This is a genomic window from Enterobacter cloacae complex sp. P47BA, assembly GCF_014930485.1.
Taxonomy (GTDB): Bacteria; Pseudomonadota; Gammaproteobacteria; order Enterobacterales; family Enterobacteriaceae; genus Enterobacter; species Enterobacter bugandensis.
Map to the genome: position 1 here is coordinate 95,696 of NZ_JADBRF010000019.1, position 17,708 is coordinate 113,403.

19 protein-coding genes and 2 tRNA genes are annotated in these 17,708 nt (G+C 54.0%); 9 read left to right on the plus strand and 12 right to left on the minus strand.

The features are described 5' to 3' along the window. Nucleotides 1-51: 51 nt before the first annotated feature. Together mdoH and mdoG are read right to left on the minus strand one after the other, a co-directional pair. Complete coding sequence (mdoH, locus tag IM299_RS18510) at nucleotides 52-2,580, minus strand: glucans biosynthesis glucosyltransferase MdoH (RefSeq protein WP_041910533.1); 2,529 nt, start codon at nucleotides 2,578-2,580, stop codon at nucleotides 52-54. After that, a complete protein-coding gene (mdoG, locus tag IM299_RS18515) occupies nucleotides 2,573-4,126 on the minus strand; it encodes a glucans biosynthesis protein MdoG (protein ID WP_028012685.1) in 1,554 nt (517 codons plus the stop codon). The genes mdoH and mdoG overlap by 8 nt, the downstream gene beginning before the upstream one ends. Before the next feature lie 254 nt (nucleotides 4,127-4,380). Between mdoG and mdoC the strand changes: the two genes are divergently transcribed. Beyond that, the gene (mdoC, locus tag IM299_RS18520; protein ID WP_041910534.1) at nucleotides 4,381-5,520 is read left to right on the plus strand and encodes a glucans biosynthesis protein MdoC; all 1,140 of its coding nucleotides are present in this window, start codon (nucleotides 4,381-4,383) and stop codon (nucleotides 5,518-5,520) included. 35 nt (nucleotides 5,521-5,555) lie between these two features. Here the strand turns inward: mdoC and ymdB are convergent, their stop codons facing one another. From ymdB to csgB, 5 genes are all read right to left on the minus strand, one after another. Continuing rightward, entirely contained in the window at nucleotides 5,556-6,098 is a 543-nt protein-coding gene (gene ymdB / locus IM299_RS18525) for an O-acetyl-ADP-ribose deacetylase (RefSeq protein WP_193357922.1), read from the minus strand. A gap of 103 nt (nucleotides 6,099-6,201) precedes the next feature. Beyond that, nucleotides 6,202-6,522 (minus strand): type 1 fimbrial protein, encoded by a 321-nt coding sequence (locus tag IM299_RS18530; RefSeq protein ID WP_045261657.1) that lies wholly within the window; start codon nucleotides 6,520-6,522, stop codon nucleotides 6,202-6,204. A gap of 150 nt (nucleotides 6,523-6,672) precedes the next feature. Beyond that, a complete protein-coding gene (gene csgC / locus IM299_RS18535; RefSeq protein ID WP_041910536.1) occupies nucleotides 6,673-7,005 on the minus strand; it encodes a curli assembly chaperone CsgC in 333 nt (110 codons plus the stop codon). Between the two features lie 61 nt (nucleotides 7,006-7,066). Then, a complete protein-coding gene (csgA, locus tag IM299_RS18540; RefSeq protein ID WP_193050303.1) occupies nucleotides 7,067-7,519 on the minus strand; it encodes a curli major subunit CsgA in 453 nt (150 codons plus the stop codon). Between the two features lie 41 nt (nucleotides 7,520-7,560). Further along, nucleotides 7,561-8,016 (minus strand): curli minor subunit CsgB, encoded by a 456-nt coding sequence (gene csgB / locus IM299_RS18545; RefSeq protein WP_163333835.1) that lies wholly within the window; start codon nucleotides 8,014-8,016, stop codon nucleotides 7,561-7,563. Between the two features lie 754 nt (nucleotides 8,017-8,770). On the opposite strand from csgB, the gene csgD reads away from it, so the two are divergent. Genes csgD through csgG form a run of 4 tightly spaced genes read left to right on the plus strand, consistent with a single transcriptional unit; the run spans nucleotide 8,771 to nucleotide 11,112 of the window. After that, entirely contained in the window at nucleotides 8,771-9,421 is a 651-nt protein-coding gene (gene csgD / locus IM299_RS18550; RefSeq protein WP_045630077.1) for a biofilm master transcriptional regulator CsgD, read from the plus strand. Between the two features lie 4 nt (nucleotides 9,422-9,425). After that, nucleotides 9,426-9,815 (plus strand): curli production assembly/transport protein CsgE, encoded by a 390-nt coding sequence (gene csgE, locus IM299_RS18555; RefSeq protein ID WP_028012676.1) that lies wholly within the window; start codon nucleotides 9,426-9,428, stop codon nucleotides 9,813-9,815. Nucleotides 9,816-9,838: 23 nt separating this feature from the next. Further along, nucleotides 9,839-10,252, plus strand: coding sequence for a curli production assembly/transport protein CsgF (gene csgF / locus IM299_RS18560; RefSeq protein WP_028012675.1), 414 nt, complete (start codon nucleotides 9,839-9,841; stop codon nucleotides 10,250-10,252). A 26-nt stretch (nucleotides 10,253-10,278) separates the two neighbouring features. Then, nucleotides 10,279-11,112, plus strand: a complete 834-nt coding sequence (gene csgG / locus IM299_RS18565) for a curli production assembly/transport protein CsgG (RefSeq protein WP_028012674.1) — start codon at nucleotides 10,279-10,281, stop codon at nucleotides 11,110-11,112. Nucleotides 11,113-11,157: 45 nt separating this feature from the next. On the opposite strand, the gene IM299_RS18570 is transcribed toward csgG, so the two are convergent. From IM299_RS18570 to ghrA, 4 genes are all read right to left on the minus strand, one after another. Beyond that, on the minus strand, nucleotides 11,158-11,640 hold the full coding sequence (locus tag IM299_RS18570) for a DUF1097 domain-containing protein (protein WP_075206204.1): 483 nt from the start codon (nucleotides 11,638-11,640) through the stop codon (nucleotides 11,158-11,160). Nucleotides 11,641-11,736: 96 nt separating this feature from the next. Beyond that, a complete protein-coding gene (locus IM299_RS18575; RefSeq protein WP_045630075.1) occupies nucleotides 11,737-12,291 on the minus strand; it encodes a molecular chaperone in 555 nt (184 codons plus the stop codon). A gap of 20 nt (nucleotides 12,292-12,311) precedes the next feature. After that, complete coding sequence (locus IM299_RS18580; protein WP_028012671.1) at nucleotides 12,312-13,049, minus strand: phosphatase; 738 nt, start codon at nucleotides 13,047-13,049, stop codon at nucleotides 12,312-12,314. Nucleotides 13,050-13,133: 84 nt separating this feature from the next. Continuing rightward, a complete protein-coding gene (gene ghrA, locus IM299_RS18585; protein WP_028012670.1) occupies nucleotides 13,134-14,072 on the minus strand; it encodes a glyoxylate/hydroxypyruvate reductase GhrA in 939 nt (312 codons plus the stop codon). 232 nt (nucleotides 14,073-14,304) lie between these two features. Here ghrA and IM299_RS18590 point away from each other — a divergent pair. After that, nucleotides 14,305-14,392: transfer RNA gene (locus IM299_RS18590), tRNA-Ser, on the plus strand. Between the two features lie 156 nt (nucleotides 14,393-14,548). Here the strand turns inward: IM299_RS18590 and IM299_RS18595 are convergent. Further along, nucleotides 14,549-15,454 (minus strand): LysR family transcriptional regulator, encoded by a 906-nt coding sequence (locus tag IM299_RS18595; protein ID WP_048957843.1) that lies wholly within the window; start codon nucleotides 15,452-15,454, stop codon nucleotides 14,549-14,551. Between the two features lie 109 nt (nucleotides 15,455-15,563). Here IM299_RS18595 and IM299_RS18600 point away from each other — a divergent pair, with 109 nt between their 5' ends. The 3 genes from IM299_RS18600 (at nucleotide 15,564) to IM299_RS18610 (ending at nucleotide 17,347) form a co-directional block, all read left to right on the plus strand. Next, complete coding sequence (locus tag IM299_RS18600) at nucleotides 15,564-16,424, plus strand: pirin family protein (RefSeq protein ID WP_045261663.1); 861 nt, start codon at nucleotides 15,564-15,566, stop codon at nucleotides 16,422-16,424. 20 nt (nucleotides 16,425-16,444) lie between these two features. Beyond that, nucleotides 16,445-17,122: an isochorismatase family protein gene (locus IM299_RS18605; protein WP_025755865.1), complete on the plus strand. Its 678-nt coding sequence runs from the start codon at nucleotides 16,445-16,447 to the stop codon at nucleotides 17,120-17,122. A gap of 137 nt (nucleotides 17,123-17,259) precedes the next feature. Then, nucleotides 17,260-17,347: transfer RNA gene (locus IM299_RS18610), tRNA-Ser, on the plus strand. Nucleotides 17,348-17,708 lie beyond the last annotated feature (361 nt).

Consider the following 17,708-nt stretch of genomic DNA (forward strand, 5'->3'; position numbering starts at 1 on the left):
CGGTATTTTATCTGGCGGGTGGCGCTTTGCTTACCCGCCTTGCTTAACCGCTTACTTCGCCTTCAGCGCCAGCGGGTTCAGCTTCAGCTCTTTGTAGTAGTTCACCCACGAAGAGTACTTCTCCGGAGCGGACCATACGCGATAGTGAAGCCTTGCCATCGTGACCGGATCGCTCAGCAGCACCAGACGACGGTCGCGATTGAGTTTTTCCGGGGTCTCGTTAAGCGCCTGCTCAACGTGACGATCGCGTGCAATCTCCAGAACCTGGCTTGCGCGGTGGCGCGCGGTGGCCATTGCCGTCGCCAGAGCGTTGAATGACGGATTAAACACGGCGTGCATAAAGCCATCGTCCAGCGTGCGGTTACGGTTCTGCTCCAGATAGGTATCGGTATCCACCAGCACCTGCGGCGGAGAATACTCTTCCGGGATCAGGAACAGTTTCCAGCGTTTGGTACGCAGCCCTACCGTTGAACGGCTGGAGATCACGGACACAAACGGCGACAGGATCAGCGAGAAGACAATCGGCGCCAGCCAGAACAGGAAGCGCAGATCCAGCCAGGCCATTCCGGCCGCCCACACCAGGCCCAGCAGCAGCTGAGACCCGTGACGCATGAAGGCTTCACTCCACGGCGTGGAGTCGTCATCACGCTGCGGTGAGTTCCAGACCACTTCCCAGCCCAGGAACGCGCTGACCACAAACACGGTGTGGAACAGCATACGCACCGGCGCCAGCAGCACGGAGAACAGCACTTCCAGCAGCAGCGAAAGGGTGACGCGGAAGAATCCGCCGTACTCTTTCGAGCCTTTGCACCAGATCAGGATGATACTGAGCAGCTTAGGCAGGAACAGCAGCACCATGGTGGAAGCAAACAGCGCAATCGCCAGCTCCGGACGCCACTGCGGCCACACCGGGAACAGCTGGCGCGGTTGCAGGAAGTATTGCGGCTCCGTCAGGGCATGGACGACCTGCAGCGCAGTGGAGAGCGCGAGGAACATAAACCACAGCGGTGCGGAGAGATAAGACATTACACCCGTCAGGAACACCGCACGGTGAACCGGGTGCATCCCTTTTACGAGGAACAGGCGGAAGTTCATCAGGTTACCGTGACACCAGCGGCGGTCGCGCTTGAGCTCGTCCAGCAGGTTCGGCGGCAGCTCTTCGTACGATCCCGGCAGGTCGTAGGCAATCCAGACGCCCCAGCCCGCACGACGCATCAGCGCCGCTTCCACGAAGTCATGCGACAGAATCGAACCGGCAAACGAACCCTCGCCCGGCAGCGGCGCCAGCGCACAGTGTTCGATGAACGGCTTCACGCGGATAATGGCGTTGTGGCCCCAGTAGTGCGACTCACCCAACTGCCAGAAGTGCAGACCGGCGGTAAACAGCGGGCCGTAAACACGGGTGGCGAACTGCTGGCAGCGCGCGTACAGGGTGTCCATGCCGGATGCTTTTGGCGAAGACTGAATGATCCCCGCGTTCGGGTTGGCTTCCATCAGACGCACCAGACCGCTCAGGCAGTCACCGCTCATGACGGAGTCAGCATCCAGCACGACCATGTAGCTGTACTGGTTACCCCAGCGGCGGCAGAAGTCATCGATGTTGCCGCTTTTACGCTTCACGCGACGGCGGCGGCGGCGGTAGAAGATCTGTCCTTCGCCCTGCACTTCTGCAATCAGCTCCATCCAGGCTTTTTGTTCTGCCACGCAGATATCCGGGTTGTAACTGTCGCTCAGGATGTAAACGTCGAAATGCGCCGCATTACCGGTTGCCTTTACGGACTCCCAGGTTGCACGCAGCCCCGCAAATACGCGGTCAACGTCTTCGTTACAGATAGGCATAATCAGTGCGGTACGGTGCTCGGGATTGAGGGGTTCATCCCCGACCGTTGACGCCGAAATGCTGTACTTGTCCCGTCCCATCAGCAGCTGCAGGAAGCCCATCAGCGCGGTCCAGAAACCGGCCGAGACCCAGCAGAAGAGGACCGCGAACAGCAGGAGAATGCCGCTCTGCAGGATATACGGCAGCAGCTGCATGAAGGAGACCCAGAGATCCTGGCCCATCATGTCTGTCGGGTTGATAAACGCCCAGCCCTGGTAAGGCAGAATGGTTTTCATATACCAGGTCGCGACAACCGTCTGCGCCAGCGTCAGAAGCAGCAGGATATAACGGCGAATTGTCCCCACGGTACGCCATTTCTGTTCGGAGGCCTGCTCTTCTTTCGTCAGGCGCGACAGATAGCGCGGCGTGACGTCACGCCCGCGCAGGCGATCCCAGAAGCGGCCAACCGGGTTGGTGCGCCATGGATCGGGGAACATTGAGGAACGCGTCGCTTTCGGCATCGCCTGAAGCTGATCGCGTCCTTCGTCGTCTTTAATCAACTGCCCTTCTGCCAGCGAGTCCGGCCAGGCCTGCTCCAGACGCGCCTTGACTGACCCCAGCGGCGTATCATCATCACGGGAAAACTGACGATGTTCGCCATCCAGCGCGGTATGAACCGCGCGGATGTCGCTCTTAGGCAGCGCCGCTTTTTCGATATCCGTCAGCGGCATGGCATCAATATATTCAGATGTATTATTCATTGGCAGGTAGCTGGTAGCTCCAGGTTTCACTCAGCGGCTGATCTTCACTGACCAGCGCAGCACGCATTTCAGTGGTCTGTTTCGGATCTTTCACTTTCACGCGCAGGGTCAGACGCCAGCCTTTGGTTACCGGGTTGTAACGCACGGTGTTCTCTACGATTTCACCGTTGTCACCGATGCTGGCCTGGGCCGACACCGCAGTATCAGGAGACAGTTTCTTCATATCCTGGCCGGTGAAGTCCACGACAAACGCTACCGTACCGTCAGGCTGACGGATCAGGTTAGACTGCTTCACGTCACCCGTAGAGCGGCGAGTCTGCGTCACATACGCGTTATCCGGCGCATGCAGCTTATCTTCGTCGCGGCTGAAGGTAATGGTGTACTTGAAGTTCATCTCTTTACCGGCTTCCGGCAGCTGATCCGGCGTCCAGTATGCGACAATGTTATCGTTGGTTTCGTCGTTGGTTGGAATTTCAACCAGCTCTACCTTGCCTTTACCCCAGTCGCCTTTCGGCGTAACCCAGGCGCTTGGACGCAGGTCATAGCGGTCGTCGAGATCTTCAAAGCGAGAGAACTGACGGCCACGTTGCAGCAGGCCAAAGCCCTGCGGGTTTTCCATCGCAAAGCTGCTGACTGCCAGATGTTTCGGGTTATTCAGCGGACGCCAGATCCACTCACCGTTACCGGCATGAATAGACAGACCGTTGGAGTCATGCAGTTCCGGGCGGAAGTTGGTTGCCGGTGACGGCTGGTTCGGCCCAAACAGGAACATACTGGTCAGCGGAGCGACGCCCAGTTTGCCCACTTTGTCACGCAGGTAAACCTTAGACTGCACGTCAACGACCGTGTCACGACCTGGCATAATCACAAAGCGATAGGCACCGGTTGCGCGTGGGGAATCCAGCAGCGCATAAATAGTCAGACGTTTGTCCGTTGGTTTTGGACGCTCAATCCAGAACTCGCGGAAACGCGGGAACTCTTCACCTGATGGCAGCGCGGTATCAATAGCCAGACCGCGCGCAGAAAGCCCGTACACCTGCCCCGCGCCAATCACGCGGAAGTAGCTGGCGCCAAGCATGCTAACGATTTCGTCGTTTTTATCTTTGCTGTTGATCGGGTAAAGCACCTTGAAGCCTGCGAAGCCCAGGTCTTTCACCGTATCTTTGTCGTGCTGCACATTGCCAAAATTGAAGTAATCCGGGCTGTACTTGATCTTACGTACCGCGGTCGCCGTCACTTCATTGATGGCAACAGGCGTGTCGAAGTACATACCCTGATGATAAAATTCAAGCTTGAACGGGGTTTTAACGTTGTTCCAGTACGCTTTATCGTGGTTGAACTGGATCTGCTGATAGTCCGCATACTTCATGTCGCGGAAAACGGAGGGCAGGTTACTTTTCGGCGCTTCGTAGCTCTTGCCTGCCATCGATTTTGCCTGTTTTGCGACATCGTCGATGTTAAAGGCCAGTGCCGATGAGGTATACAGTGATAACACCACCGCAACACCCAACCAACGCATTTTCATCATCTGTGGTTTATGTTTCATAATAAGTAAGCACTTCCCCCTTTGTGTGCTTATATCGATCCGATCCATTTTAATGGAAACTCAGGCAATCCGACAACATAATCACTGCTTTGTTCAGCTGCTGGCTCATGGATTAAGCAAATGAAAGAACCCGTTATTCACTTTGCGTGCTTATCCTGGAGACAGTGTGTCGGTCTTGGTGTAGGGTTGGCGTCGAATGTAACCATTATGAGCCTTAGGGATAAGGCGAAAAGTCTGAGAATGCGCAACGTTATATGAGCACAACACCGATACAACGGGAATATTTCCTCGACTCGATCCGGGCATGGCTGATGCTATTGGGGATCCCCTTTCATATTTCACTGATTTACTCCAGCCACACGTGGCATGTTAATAGCCAGATGCCCTCCTGGTGGCTGACGCTGTTTAATGACTTTATTCACGCCTTCCGCATGCAGGTGTTTTTTGTCATCTCCGGCTATTTCTCGTACATGCTTTTTTTACGCTATCCGCTTAAGCGCTGGTGGAAAGTGCGCGTAGAGCGCGTAGGTATTCCCATGTTAACCGCCATACCACTGCTGACGCTGCCGCAGTTCATTATGCTGCAATACGTTAAAGGCAAGGCGGAGAACTGGCCGAATCTCTCGCTGTATGAAAAGTACAACACGCTGGTCTGGGAGCTGGTGTCTCACCTCTGGTTCCTGCTGGTTCTGGTGGTGCTGACCACAGTCAGTCTGGTGATTTTCAGCCGCCTGCGCCGTCATCTCAGCACGACAGCAGACTCTTTCTTCGCTAACGTCACGCTGGGCAAACTGTCGGTGCTCTTTTTACTGCTGGGGATCGCCTATGCCGCGGTGCGACGCACGTTGTTTATCGTCTATCCACCAATACTGAGCGACGGCCTGTTCAATTTTGTGGTGATGCAGTCGCTGTTCTACATTCCGTTCTTTTTAATTGGCGCGCTGGCCTTTATTCATCCGAGGCTTAAAGCGCTGTTTACCACCCCGTCACCGTGGTGCGCGGTGGGTGCGGCCATCGCGTTTGCGGCCTACCTGCTGAACCAGCGCTACGGGAGTGGCGACGCCTGGATGTATGAAACGGAAAGCGTGATCACCATGCTGTTGGGCTTGTGGATGGTGAACGTAGTGTTCGCGCTCGGCCACCGTTTGCTGAACTTTAAGTCCAGCCGCGTGACCTACTTCGTCAATGCCTCACTGTTTATCTATCTGGTGCACCACCCGTTGACGCTGTTCTTCGGGGCATACATCACGCCACATATCGCATCCAACACGCTGGGCTTCTTTACCGGGCTGGTGTTTGTTGTGGGGATTGCCGTCGTACTCTACGAGATCCATCTGCGGATCCCTCTTCTGCGCTTCCTGTTTTCAGGAAAACCTCAGCCGAAAGCCGCCTGAGCAGCGCGGCGCACTCACGGTGCGCCGCCTTCGCTTCAGCTCTCCAGCTCTTGTCTGCGCTGAGTCAAAAGCCGCTGATAAAGATGCGTGGTGTCTTCATCGAAGCAGACAAAAATCACCTTCTCTGGCAGCGGTTTAAGCGACAAATAGCGGTAAACCGTTTCGACGGCGATGGTCGCCGCTGCCGCCTTAGGATATCCATACACGCCGGTGCTGATGGCCGGGAACGCCATCGTTTTATAGCCGTTGTCGGCGGCAAGCCGCAGACAGTTTCGGTATGCCTCCTCCAGAAGGCTCGCTTCATGCTGGTCTCCGCCGTGCCACACGGGCCCGACAGCATGAATCACCGCTTTGGCAGGAAGGTTGCCTGCCAGCGTAATCACCGCATGGCCCAGAGGGCATTCACCCTGTTGCTGACGCACGATTTTACAGGCTTCCAGTAACTGCGGTCCGGCAGCCCGGTGAATAGCGCCGTCTACGCCTCCTCCCCCCATCAGGGAAGGATTGGCCGCATTGACGATGACGTCGACATGAACTGTCGTAATATCGCCATGAATAACTTCAATTTGCGGTTTCATAAAGCCCCTCTGCTGCCCGCCTTTTTTATAAGTGTATCGCAGAGGGGTTATTGAGAAAAACGATAGGCATAAAACCGCGCCCGCCGACGGGCGCGCACGGGTATTAACGGTACTGGATCTGAACAACCGCGAGCGTTTTTTCAGGATTCAGGTACGTCATATTCACTGTCGCCAGGCCGGAAGCCGTCGCCTTGCCGTTCAGCGCGTCGCCGTAACTCACCATACGCGTTTGCATACGATTTTTTTCCGGACACGACACCGCCAGCTGCCGCTGCTGCTGGGTAACTTCGCAAGGGTCAGCAACGATTGCGCCGCGAAAGTGAATAACGCCGCCCTGCGCGAGCGTGGCCGAATAAGCTGGAGCGATAAATGCCGAAACAAGCAGGCCCAGACCTGAAATAAGATGTGCAAAAGAGTGGGTCACGATATGTACTCCTCAATGAAAATCGTCCATGAGGGGCAAACGCGCTTCATTATGCAAACGAAGGCTGACGTTACGGAACCTTACAACGCAGTTCCTGATAACAGCTTAGTTCAACGGCAAATATTCACAATGCATTGATTTCATGAATATTTACAGCGCACCCCCGGCTGGCGACCACTGCTGTGATAAATGAAGCGCTTTTCCATCCGTGACGGTGACAACGATGTTGATCGTGTCTTCCGCAGAAATAGTTAAACTCAACCGCGTTAAATCAATCGGCTGATTAGCGGGAATAAAAAGGGTATTTTGCTGTCGCGAAGCACTTTGCCCACTCTGCCCTTCCTTCAAAGAGAGGATCTGGACCTGACAATCACACGGTTCCGTCAAAATGACCTGCGGAATAATGGTCGTCATATTTCCCTGCTGTGACGTTTGAAAGGTTATCTGCCCGGAAAGCGCGGCAAGGAGAATGAAGGTATTCATGAGGAACTCCCGAAAAAAAACAGGGCATCGGCCCTGTTTTTTTGTAGTACAGATTTCAGTATCAGTACTGATGCGCTGTCGCGTGGTTACCAAAGCCGATCTGGGTAACGTTGACGGTGGAGTTAGACGCCGTCTGGTCTACGAGCGCACCGTTAAGGCCGCCGTACTGGCTAACATTCATAACGGATTTTTTGCTGTTCCACTGATCGAGTGTCGCACTGTTGCCAAAGCCGTTCTGGGTCAGGTTGATTTTGCTGTCGTCAGAACCCTGACCGACATCAGCCCCGTTACCGCCACCGGTCTGGCTAATATTAAGAACGGAATTTCTGGCATCTGTCTGCAACGCCAGCGCGGAGTTACCGCCACCGTTCTGATAAATATTCAGGGTTGAATTTGGACCACTGTTTCCGCCATGACCGTGTCCATGACCCCATCCGCCCTGATTAATGATACCAGCCATAGCACTACCAGAAACGACGATTGCTGCAAGTGCTGCCACTTTGATAAATTTCATGGTAAACCCCCATCGGATTGATTAACGTCGTCGCGAAATAGCTAGCGCTGAATAACGCGAATTGCCATCTGCGACTGTTTCTGCACTACAACTGCGGTTTTCTGCGTACCGTACTGCGTAATATTTGCTCTATTACCCGACCCTTTCTGGATAATTTTCGCACTATTACCATATCCATCCTGCGTAATACCTGCATCGTTCCCGTTACCGCTCTGATCGATCCAGGCAATATTGTAAGTCCCTGATTGATCAACTCTCGCTCTGTTGCCTGCCCCATCCTGAGAAATGACGGACAAGAGTTTCGCTCCTTCCTGGCGAAGCTGAGCGTCATTAAATACGCCCTGTTGACCAATAATGGCTGCCTGATTTAATGATGAATAACTTAATTCATTAACCGCAAAATTATATTCAGCGTTTGCTAAATCTGAATTCGCGGCGGTTACAAATCCAGGCGCACCCAGTAATGTAAACATCAAAAATAACGATGTGTTTTTCATGTTGTCACCCTGGACCCGGCTACCTGAAAACACCCTGATCGTATTTCGTATTAAACGACTCGTTTTTGTTAACGCGTCGTTACGGTGAAGAGTATGTCCGCTGAAACATTTTAAATATCTCACCCGCGCGGCTTATTTTTATTTTTCAGGTCACCACAAAGTTGTAATTTGCACCATAAAAGGCATGACACAGGCCGTTTTTATTTTTTATGAAATATTTATGCGCGACATGTTGTACAACGGCGCGAAAGCCGTCCATGCCCCTTCCCGCGTTGTTTAAGCGTAACGCCAGGATGAGATTTTCTTCAGGGCGTGACACAAGGCGAGTTTTCTTAAGCCAGAAAAACCAGAACGGCATGACTTAGAAAGTATCAGTTACTCATACCTGGGTACAAACTAAAGAAAATAATAAATACTTATAAATATTAACCAGTTAATTATATTTGTATGATTTTTAAAATCTATGCACAACTATTTCCATGTACAACTTTCATATCAAATAACAACATTAAAAATCTGCAATTTTCACAAATTAATATTGATTTTTACATCTTGTTACATGATTAACACTTGCTTTAAAATTCGTAAAAGCTAGATTGAAATTAGATGTACGAAATTGGTTTTATATTTACCTCCCTGTGGAGGTTATGTTCTGATTCTACACACAGCAGTGCAACATCTGTCAGTACTTCTGGTGCCCTCTTCTTTAGAGAGAGGGCGGCTGTCAGGTGCCAAAAATAAGTGGGGTTTCATCATGTATAATGAAGTCCATAGTTTACATGGTCATACATTACTGTTGATCACAAAACCTTCTCTGCAAGCGACAGCTTTATTACAACATTTAAAGCAATCTCTATCACTGAACGGGAAATTGCATAATATTCAACGTTCTTTTGATGATATTGTGCCTGGCAGCATCATTCTGTTTGATATGATGGAAGCCGATAAAAAGCTTATCCATTACTGGCAAGATAACTTAAGCAGGAAAAACAATAATATCCGCGTATTATTATTGAATACGCCTGATGAATATCCTTTCCGAGATATTGAAAGCTGGCCGCATATCAATGGCGTGTTCTACGTCACTGAAGAAGAGGTTCGGGTGGTAGATGGTCTGCAAGGCATATTGCGCGGCGAATGCTATTTCTCGCAAAAGCTGGCCAGCTACCTCATCACGCACTCCGGAAATTACCGCTATAACAGTTCGGAATCAGCGCTGCTCACCCACCGTGAGAAAGAGATCCTGAACAAATTACGCATTGGTGCTTCAAATATTGAAATCGCCCGTTCGTTATTTATCAGCGAAAATACGGTAAAGACGCACCTTTATAATCTTTTCAAGAAGATAGCTGTTAAAAACCGAACTCAGGCGGTTTCATGGGCAAACGATAACCTCAGGCGTTAATCACATGAAGCGCACGTTGAGTTGGATCGCCGCAGCGAGTCTCCTGCTCGCTGCAGGGAACCTGCAGGCCGTTGAGGTCGAAGTTCCCGGATTGTTAACTGACCACACTGTCTCATCGATCGGGCACAGTTTTTACCGGGCCTTCAGCGATAAATGGGACAGTCCCTACACGGGTAATTTAACAATCAACGAGCGGCCCAGTGCACGATGGGGAAGCTGGATAACCATAACGGCCAATCAGGACGTTATTTATCAAACGTTTTTATTCCCCTCGAAAACAGACTTCGAAAAAAACGTAGCCTTAGCACTGGCTCAAACTGAAGACGCTATTAATCGCCTGCAAATAGATAAAGCCCTATTAAGCACCAGCGATTTAGCAAAAGATGAGTTCTAGCGAACCGATATGCGGAGGCTGTCATGCGTATTGCATATGCAGTTGTTTCGATCATGCTTATTGCTCCCCTGAGCTGGGCCGGAAATATGACCTTCCAGTTCCGTAACCCTAACTTTGGCGGTAACCCCAACAACGGTGCCTTTCTGCTGAATCAAGCTCAGGCACAAAACTCCTATAAAGATCCGAGCTTTCAGGATTTTACCGTTGATACCCCTTCCGCACTGGATAACTTCACCCAGGCTATCCAGTCGCAGATTTTAGGGGGATTGCTGACCAACATTAATACCGGCAAACCCGGCCGAATGATGACCAACGACTTTATCGTCGACATCGCCAACAGGGATGGACAGCTCCAGTTGAATGTGACCGATCGTAAAACCGGAAAAACTTCCACCATAGAGGTTTCCGGCCTGCAAAATAATTCAACTGACTTTTAAACAATAGCTAAATAAGGACAACGACCATGCAGCGCTTCCTGATATTTGTTGCAGTGTGCTTATTGAGCGGTTGTTTAACTGCTCCGCCTAAAGAAGCTGCAAAACCCACATTAATGCCGCGGGCTCAAAGTTACCGTGATTTAACCCATTTGCCTTCACCTACGGGCAAGATATTTGTCTCGGTATACAACATTCAGGATGAAACCGGACAATTTAAACCTTATCCGGCAAGTAACTTCTCCACCGCGGTGCCGCAAAGCGCCACCGCCATGCTGGTGACTGCACTTAAAGATTCGCACTGGTTTATTCCGCTGGAACGCCAGGGGCTTCAGAACCTGTTAAATGAACGAAAAATCATTCGTGCCGCGCAGGAGAATGGCACCGTTGCGGACAATAACCGGATGCCTCTGCAGTCTCTGGCCGCCGCAAACGTGATGATTGAAGGGTCGATTATCGGTTACGAGAGCAACGTGAAATCGGGTGGCGTGGGCGCGCGCTACTTCGGTATCGGCGCAGATACCCAGTACCAGCTCGACCAAATTGCGGTTAACCTGCGCGTCGTGAACGTCAGTACCGGTGAAGTGCTCTCTTCGGTCAACACCAGCAAAACGATATTGTCTTATGAAGTTCAGGCTGGGGTATTCCGCTTTATTGATTACCAGCGCCTGCTGGAGGGAGAAATTGGCTACACCTCTAACGAACCGGTCATGATGTGTCTGATGTCAGCCATTGAAACCGGCGTGATCTTCTTAATCAACGATGGTATCGATCGCGGGCTGTGGGATCTGCAAAACAAAGCGGACGTGCAGAATCCGATCCTGGTGAAATACCGTGATATGTCGGTGCCTCCGGAATCCTGACGGGCAGCGCATAAAAAAAGGCGAGATGAGTATCTCGCCTTTTTTTTATTCACTCACCGCGGTGATGTTTTGCGTTTTTTCCCGTCGCGCCGCCAGCCAAAGACCGCTGTTCTTCATGGCGTAGCCAAACAGCAGCCCCAGCGCCAGGGAAGGAACCACCAGCTTCCACTCCCCCTGCCCGGCAAAGGTTGCGCAGGCCCCCATAAAGGTTCCCGGCACAAACGACAGCAGCAGATGCTTCGCCTGGATGCACATCAGGAAGGCGACGACACCCGTCATGACGTACCCCAGCATCTCCAGATGCGGCGCCAGCGCGCTGCCTTTCATGATGACCAGCGCCCAGATAACGCCGCTCATCAGCGTGCAGCCTGAGATAAAGAGCCCTTTCAGCCCGCCCTGAGGACAGGCGAAATAGGCCGTGCAGCCCAGGAAGCCAGCCCAGCTTAACAGACCGAGAGACACCGCTACCCATCCCCAAATACCGGAGAGGATGCCCGTCGTGATTGCAATACAAAGTAATATGTTCATGGCGCGCATCTTAGCAGAAGCGCGCCATAGAAATGAGATCAGAAGCACATTACGTGCAAGTTGAAATGTATCGTTGCAGGATTTTTGTGATTTACATCACTCCTCGTTCTCTTCTTCCAGTTCATCCCACATTGCTGCAATGGCGTCACGCGTCAGCGGGGCCAGCGTTCGCCAGAACGGAGAGGTGGCATGAGCTTCCACTTTACCCAGGAAGGTCCCCACCCACGGCAGCAGATAGGTTTCGAAGAGGATCCCGATGGCTTCATTTTCATCGTCGCCAGCGTTGTCTTCGATCCAGGACGCGGCCAGCAGCAGCGTACCGATATGATCGGCTGGGGTATCGCTCAGCGGCATCCCGCGTTCTGAAAGGAATGCCCGCACTTCCGCTTCGGTCGCTCCTTCCTGCCAGGCGGAGCGATACGGCGACACGCGGCACTCTTCGCCCACGAACAGAGCATTGTAGTCCGTTGAGATCTGCTGCATATCGCAGCTTTTCTGCAGGCGCTCCAGTAACTCATCCTGTTCCAGCGGCCAGTTCTGCGCCAGTTTACCTTCGCGAATCAGCGTAAACAGCGGCACCAGCAGCGGGTCCTGCGGCTGGCGGTAATACAGGGAGCCCAGCACGCGGCAAAGGATGGAAAATTCATTCATTGTTTTATTCCGTTATTCAATTAAAGATCGGCAAATTCATCAATCGGCGCCATGCCGCGCGACTCGAGGAAATCAAGCATACGACGCGGCGTGACGTTCAGGATGCGTTCTTCCGGGAAATCCACATCCTGCAATATTTTCAGGCACTCGCTAAAATCCCCCAGCGTGAAGGCCGTGTGCGAATCAGAGCCCAGCGCCACCATGCCACCCGCATCACGCACGGCGGCAGCCACTTCGCGACAGTTGGCTTCACTGCCTTTACGCGAGTGCACGAACGAGGAGTTATTAATCTCCAGCGCCACGCGGTGTTTCGCCGCGGCCTGCGCCACGGCCTGAATATCAATCGGGTATTTCGGATTGCCCGGATGGCTGATGATGTGCACATTGCCGCTGGCAATAGTGGCAATCATCGCCGCGGTATTGGTCTCTTTATCCTGCGGCGGGAAAACCGGCTCATGGAAACCGGCAAGGATCAGATCTAAGGAGGTCAGCATCGGGCCGGTACAGTCAATTTCACCGTCGGTGTTTTTGATGTTCGCCTCAATGCCGCGCAGTATCCCAATGCCGTCCACCAGACGTGGCCAGATACGCATATTCACAAAATGCCAGTAGTGCGGCGCATCCGCCATATCCGGGCCGTGATCGGTTATCGCGAACAGCTTGATGCCCTTAAGCTTCGCCTGGGCAATATAATCATGGAGGTTGCTATACGCGTGGGTGCTGGCGACGGTGTGCATATGCAGGTCAACGGGATACATCTTTCTCTCCTCTGCGTTTTTTCCAAAGGATAGCAGTTATCAGCGGCGAATATTAGCAAAAACCCGGCGAACGCCGGGTTTCTCTCAGTAGCCGCGCTGTCGGTCGACCTGTCCGGTGACCGGGTTACCCTTCTCTATTTCACCGATCGTGTGCGAGATATAGGCCACCGCCTCGGCAGGTCGCGTCACGGCGGCAACGTGCGGAGTCATTGCCACGCGCGGGTGTCGCCACAGCGGGCTTTCCTCCGGCAGCGGCTCACGGCTGTAGACATCCAGCATGGCGCCTTTAAGCTTCCCGCTATCCAGCGCCTTCAGCAGATCCGGCTCGACCAGATGCACGCCGCGCGCCAGGTTCATCAGGTAGCTCTGGTCGTCCAGCTGGTTGAGCAGGCCTTCATTGATAATCCCCACCGTTTCCGCCGTATTGGGCAGCAGGTTAATCAGCACACGCGTGCCGTTCAGGAAGGCCGGAAGCTCATCCGTTCCGGCAAAGCTCTCAACGCCCGGATAGTCTTTACGGCTGCGGCTCCAGCAGCGCAACGGGAAGCCCCACGGCGCGAGCGCTTCAGCCACTTTCGAACCCAGCACGCCCGCGCCGAGGATACCAACGGTAAACGCTTCGCGCGGATATTCAGGCAACGGCTCCCAGCGGGATTGCTGCTTAAGCGCCTGATAGTCATCAAAGCGGCGGAACCAGTGCAGCACCTGGCTGACGGCATATTCCTGCATTTGCTGGCCCATACCGGTATCTTCCAGGCGGAACAGAGGAATATCTTCCGGCAGCATTTCAGGGTGTGCTTTCAGCTTGCTCAGAATGGAATCCACGCCGGCTCCAAGCGCGAACACGGCCTTTAGCTTACGGCCCTGGAGCATTTCTACCGGCGGATGCCAGACCAGCGCGTAGTCAGCATGTTCGTTATCGCCCCGCTTCCACTCACGAACGCGAGCGCCCGGCAGTGCCGCAGAAAGTGCCTTAATCCAGTAAGCCGTATCAAAAGTGGGGTGATAGAAGAGTATATCCATAGTCAATCCTGCCTTTTATTGCGCTGATTTATTTTGCTTTTTAACTGGACGGTCAGCATAGCAAATTTCTTGCGCGACCGTGTTGTTGATAAAAAAGACGCTTTCAGCACATTTAAGAATCATGTTGCCTGAAGTTTGTCTAAACGCGCTAAATTACTGAAAAAGTGGGTTGACGGCAGTTCGGCTTTTCCTTACATTAGCGCCCGTCCCAGCAACAACGGGATGACAATATGGTGAGGTGTCCGAGTGGCTGAAGGAGCACGCCTGGAAAGTGTGTATACGGCAACGTATCGGGGGTTCGAATCCCCCCCTCACCGCCATATTTGAGATAAGAGCTCGTACGAAAGTACGGGCTTTTTTCTTTTATATTCTCGTAAGGGGGGGATGAGAACCCCCGACCGGGGTTCGACAACTGGCGCAGCCAGTTGGACAGATGACGAACCTGCGAGGAATCTGCCCGAAGGGCGAGGGGATCGTTACTCCTCCACCATCCGCGCATACTCTTCAGTAAGAAAATCCACCAGCGTTCTGACGGACGGCAGCAAACCTCGCCTGGAAGGATAAACAGCGTGAATCACTTCCCGTCGGGGTTCCCATGCGTCCAGCACCCTTACCAGTTCCCCGGATGCCAGCTGATCCTTGACCATCAAAATAGGCAGCTGCACCACGCCCACCCCCGCCATCGCCGCTTCACGCAGCGCCAGCATGTCGGTGGTAATAAAGCGCGGCGTGTAATGAATCGCGGCTTTCGCTCCCTCCGGCCCGCTCAGCTCCCATCTGTGCAGCTGCTTTCCCACCCCCATGCTCAAACCCGGCCACTCGCTCAGCTCAGAGGGCACGGCAGGGTGACCCATCCGCTCAATCAGCGCAGGGCTCGCCACCAGGCAGTGTCCCCTGTCTGCCAGCACTCTTAACACCAGGTCGCTGTCATCAAACGGACGTGGACGAACGCGGATCGCCACGTCAATACCCTCGCCCACCAGATCGACCCGTCGGTTGGTGGCCTCAAGCTGAAGATTGATCCCCGGATAGCGCGCCATGAACCGCGCCAGCATGGGCCCCACGTGCACGTGCAGCAAGGTGACCGGACAGGTGATCCTGACCACGCCGCGTGGCTCGGCCTGCAACGCCGCCACCGCCTCTTCCGCAGCTTCGGCCTCTACCAGCATGGCTTTACAGTGCTGATAGAACGTCAGCCCCACTTCCGTCACCGTAAACTGCCGGGTGGTGCGCTGGATCAACCGCACGCCAAGGCGCTCTTCCAGCTGGGCAATCCGGCGGCTCAGTTTTGACTTGGGCTGATCGAGCGCCCGACCCGCCGCCGCAAATCCACCATGGTCCACCACCTTCACAAACCACGCGAAATCATTGAGATCCTGCATACGCCCTCATCGTTCCATATTCAGAACAGTGAATGTCATTTTCACTATCTACCGGGATATTAACCCTGAATATAAGCTAATTACATCAACTGAACATCAGGAGTTCATCATGAAAAACGTAACAGGCGTTTATACCGCACCGCGTCCGCACTGGGTCGGTGACGGTTTCCCGGTTCGTTCAATGTTTTCTTACCAGACGCACGGCGAGCCGCTGAGCCCGTTTCTGCTGCTGGACTATGCCGGACCGTACACCTTCCCGGCGGACGGCGCGAAACGCGGCGTGGGCGAGCATCCTCATCGCGGCTTTGAAACGGTGACCATCGTTTACGCCGGCGAAGTGGAGCATCGCGACTCCACCGGCAGGGGCGGCGTTATTGGCCCCGGCGACGTGCAGTGGATGACGGCGGGCGCAGGCATCCTGCACGAGGAGTTCCACTCCAGCGCCTTCGCGCAGAAAGGCGGTGAACTAAAAATGATGCAGCTATGGGTCAACCTGCCCGCCAAAGACAAAATGGCGACGCCCGGCTACCAGAGCATCACCAAAGCGGATATCCCGGTGGTCACGCTGCCGGATAACAGCGGCACGCTGCGGGTCATCGCCGGTCGCCTTGAGGACGTGACGGGCCCGGCCCATACCTTCTCACCGCTGAACGTCTGGGACATCGCGCTTAACCAGGGCAGCCATCTGACGCTCAACCAGCCCGAAGGCTGGAGCACGGCGCTGGTGGTACTTGAGGGCAGCGTAACGGTGAACGGCACCACGCCAGCGGGTGAAGCGCAGCTGGTTGTGCTAAGTCAGAGCGGTGAAAAGCTGCATCTGGAAGCGAACAGCGACGCGAAATTGCTGCTGATGGCCGGTGAGCCGCTGAATGAACCGATTGTGGGCTACGGCCCGTTTGTGATGAACAGTAAAACCGAGATCGCGGAAGCCATTCGTGATTTCAACTCCGGCCGCTTTGGCCAGATCTGAACGTAATTAAGGAGCGCAATATGTCTACCCCTGCAAACTTCAACGGTGCACGTCCCGTCATTGACGTAAATGATGCCGTCATGCTGCTTATCGACCACCAGAGCGGGCTGTTCCAGACCGTCGGCGACATGCCCATGCCGGAGCTGCGCGCCCGTGCCGCGGCGCTGGCAAAGATCGCCACGCTGGCGAAGATCCCGGTGATCACCACCGCCTCCGTTCCACAGGGACCGAACGGCCCGCTTATCCCGGAGATCCACGCCAACGCGCCGCATGCGCAGTATGTGGCCCGCAAAGGTGAGATCAACGCCTGGGATAACCCGGAATTCGTGGCGGCGGTAAAAGCTACCGGTCGCAAGACGTTAATTATTGCAGGCACGATCACCAGCGTCTGCATGGCCTTCCCGTCCATCAGTGCGGTGGCGGACGGATATAAAGTGTTTGCGGTGATTGATGCCTCCGGCACCTACAGCAAAATGGCGCAGGAGATCACCCTGGCCCGCGTGGTCCAGGCAGGCGTGGTGCCGATGGATACCGCCGCTGTGGCCTCTGAGATCCAGCGAACCTGGAACCGTGAAGATGCGGCTGAATGGGCTGAGGTATACACCCACATCTTCCCGGCCTACCAGCTGCTGATCGAAAGCTACGGCAAAGCGCAGGAGGTGGTGAAAAACAGCGAAGTGCTCGATTCGCAGCGTTAATCCTGCGCTGTGCGTCATAAGCTGATTAAGGCTTAACCGAACAAGCACGAATGCAGAAAATCTGCTTGACCGCTTTCGCGCAACTCCCTATAGTAGCGCCCCGTTGCCCCCCAAGCGGTCAGGCAGCAAAACAATATGGTGAGGTGTCCGAGTGGCTGAAGGAGCACGCCTGGAAAGTGTGTATACGGCAACGTATCGGGGGTTCGAATCCCCCCCTCACCGCCATATTTGAGATAAGAGCTCGTACGAAAGTACGGGCTTTTTTCTTTTATATTCTCCGTAAGGGGGGGGGGGATGAGAACCCCCGACCGGGGTTCGACAACTGGCGAAAGCCAGTTGGACAGACTGAGAGCGCAGCGAACAGGCTGCCCGCAGGGCGAGCGAAGCGAGTCAATCCCCCCCGTAGCCATATGCAACTCGGTGCGGCCTGAGACCCTAACCTTCTCCCCAGGAGCTGAGGGTTCCCCACAAATTAATGCTAGCACTGAACAATCCCCTCGCCCCTTTGGGGTGTACAGTCCGGGGACATGGTAGACAGGTGTTCGGGGACATGGTGAACACTTTTTAACATCCTTTACCCATGGTG

Coding starts and splice junctions, on each gene's coding strand:
- mdoH (WP_041910533.1), bottom strand. CDS start 2,580: ATGAATAATACATCTGAATATATTGATGCCATGCCGCTGACGGATATC.
- mdoG (WP_028012685.1), bottom strand. CDS start 4,126: ATGAAACATAAACCACAGATGATGAAAATGCGTTGGTTGGGTGTTGCG.
- mdoC (WP_041910534.1), top strand. CDS start 4,381: ATGAGCACAACACCGATACAACGGGAATATTTCCTCGACTCGATCCGG.
- ymdB (WP_193357922.1), bottom strand. CDS start 6,098: ATGAAACCGCAAATTGAAGTTATTCATGGCGATATTACGACAGTTCAT.
- csgC (WP_041910536.1), bottom strand. CDS start 7,005: ATGAATACCTTCATTCTCCTTGCCGCGCTTTCCGGGCAGATAACCTTT.
- csgA (WP_193050303.1), bottom strand. CDS start 7,519: ATGAAATTTATCAAAGTGGCAGCACTTGCAGCAATCGTCGTTTCTGGT.
- csgB (WP_163333835.1), bottom strand. CDS start 8,016: ATGAAAAACACATCGTTATTTTTGATGTTTACATTACTGGGTGCGCCT.
- csgD (WP_045630077.1), top strand. CDS start 8,771: ATGTATAATGAAGTCCATAGTTTACATGGTCATACATTACTGTTGATC.
- csgE (WP_028012676.1), top strand. CDS start 9,426: ATGAAGCGCACGTTGAGTTGGATCGCCGCAGCGAGTCTCCTGCTCGCT.
- csgF (WP_028012675.1), top strand. CDS start 9,839: ATGCGTATTGCATATGCAGTTGTTTCGATCATGCTTATTGCTCCCCTG.
- csgG (WP_028012674.1), top strand. CDS start 10,279: ATGCAGCGCTTCCTGATATTTGTTGCAGTGTGCTTATTGAGCGGTTGT.
- IM299_RS18570 (WP_075206204.1), bottom strand. CDS start 11,640: ATGAACATATTACTTTGTATTGCAATCACGACGGGCATCCTCTCCGGT.
- IM299_RS18575 (WP_045630075.1), bottom strand. CDS start 12,291: ATGAATGAATTTTCCATCCTTTGCCGCGTGCTGGGCTCCCTGTATTAC.
- IM299_RS18580 (WP_028012671.1), bottom strand. CDS start 13,049: ATGTATCCCGTTGACCTGCATATGCACACCGTCGCCAGCACCCACGCG.
- ghrA (WP_028012670.1), bottom strand. CDS start 14,072: ATGGATATACTCTTCTATCACCCCACTTTTGATACGGCTTACTGGATT.
- IM299_RS18595 (WP_048957843.1), bottom strand. CDS start 15,454: ATGCAGGATCTCAATGATTTCGCGTGGTTTGTGAAGGTGGTGGACCAT.
- IM299_RS18600 (WP_045261663.1), top strand. CDS start 15,564: ATGAAAAACGTAACAGGCGTTTATACCGCACCGCGTCCGCACTGGGTC.
- IM299_RS18605 (WP_025755865.1), top strand. CDS start 16,445: ATGTCTACCCCTGCAAACTTCAACGGTGCACGTCCCGTCATTGACGTA.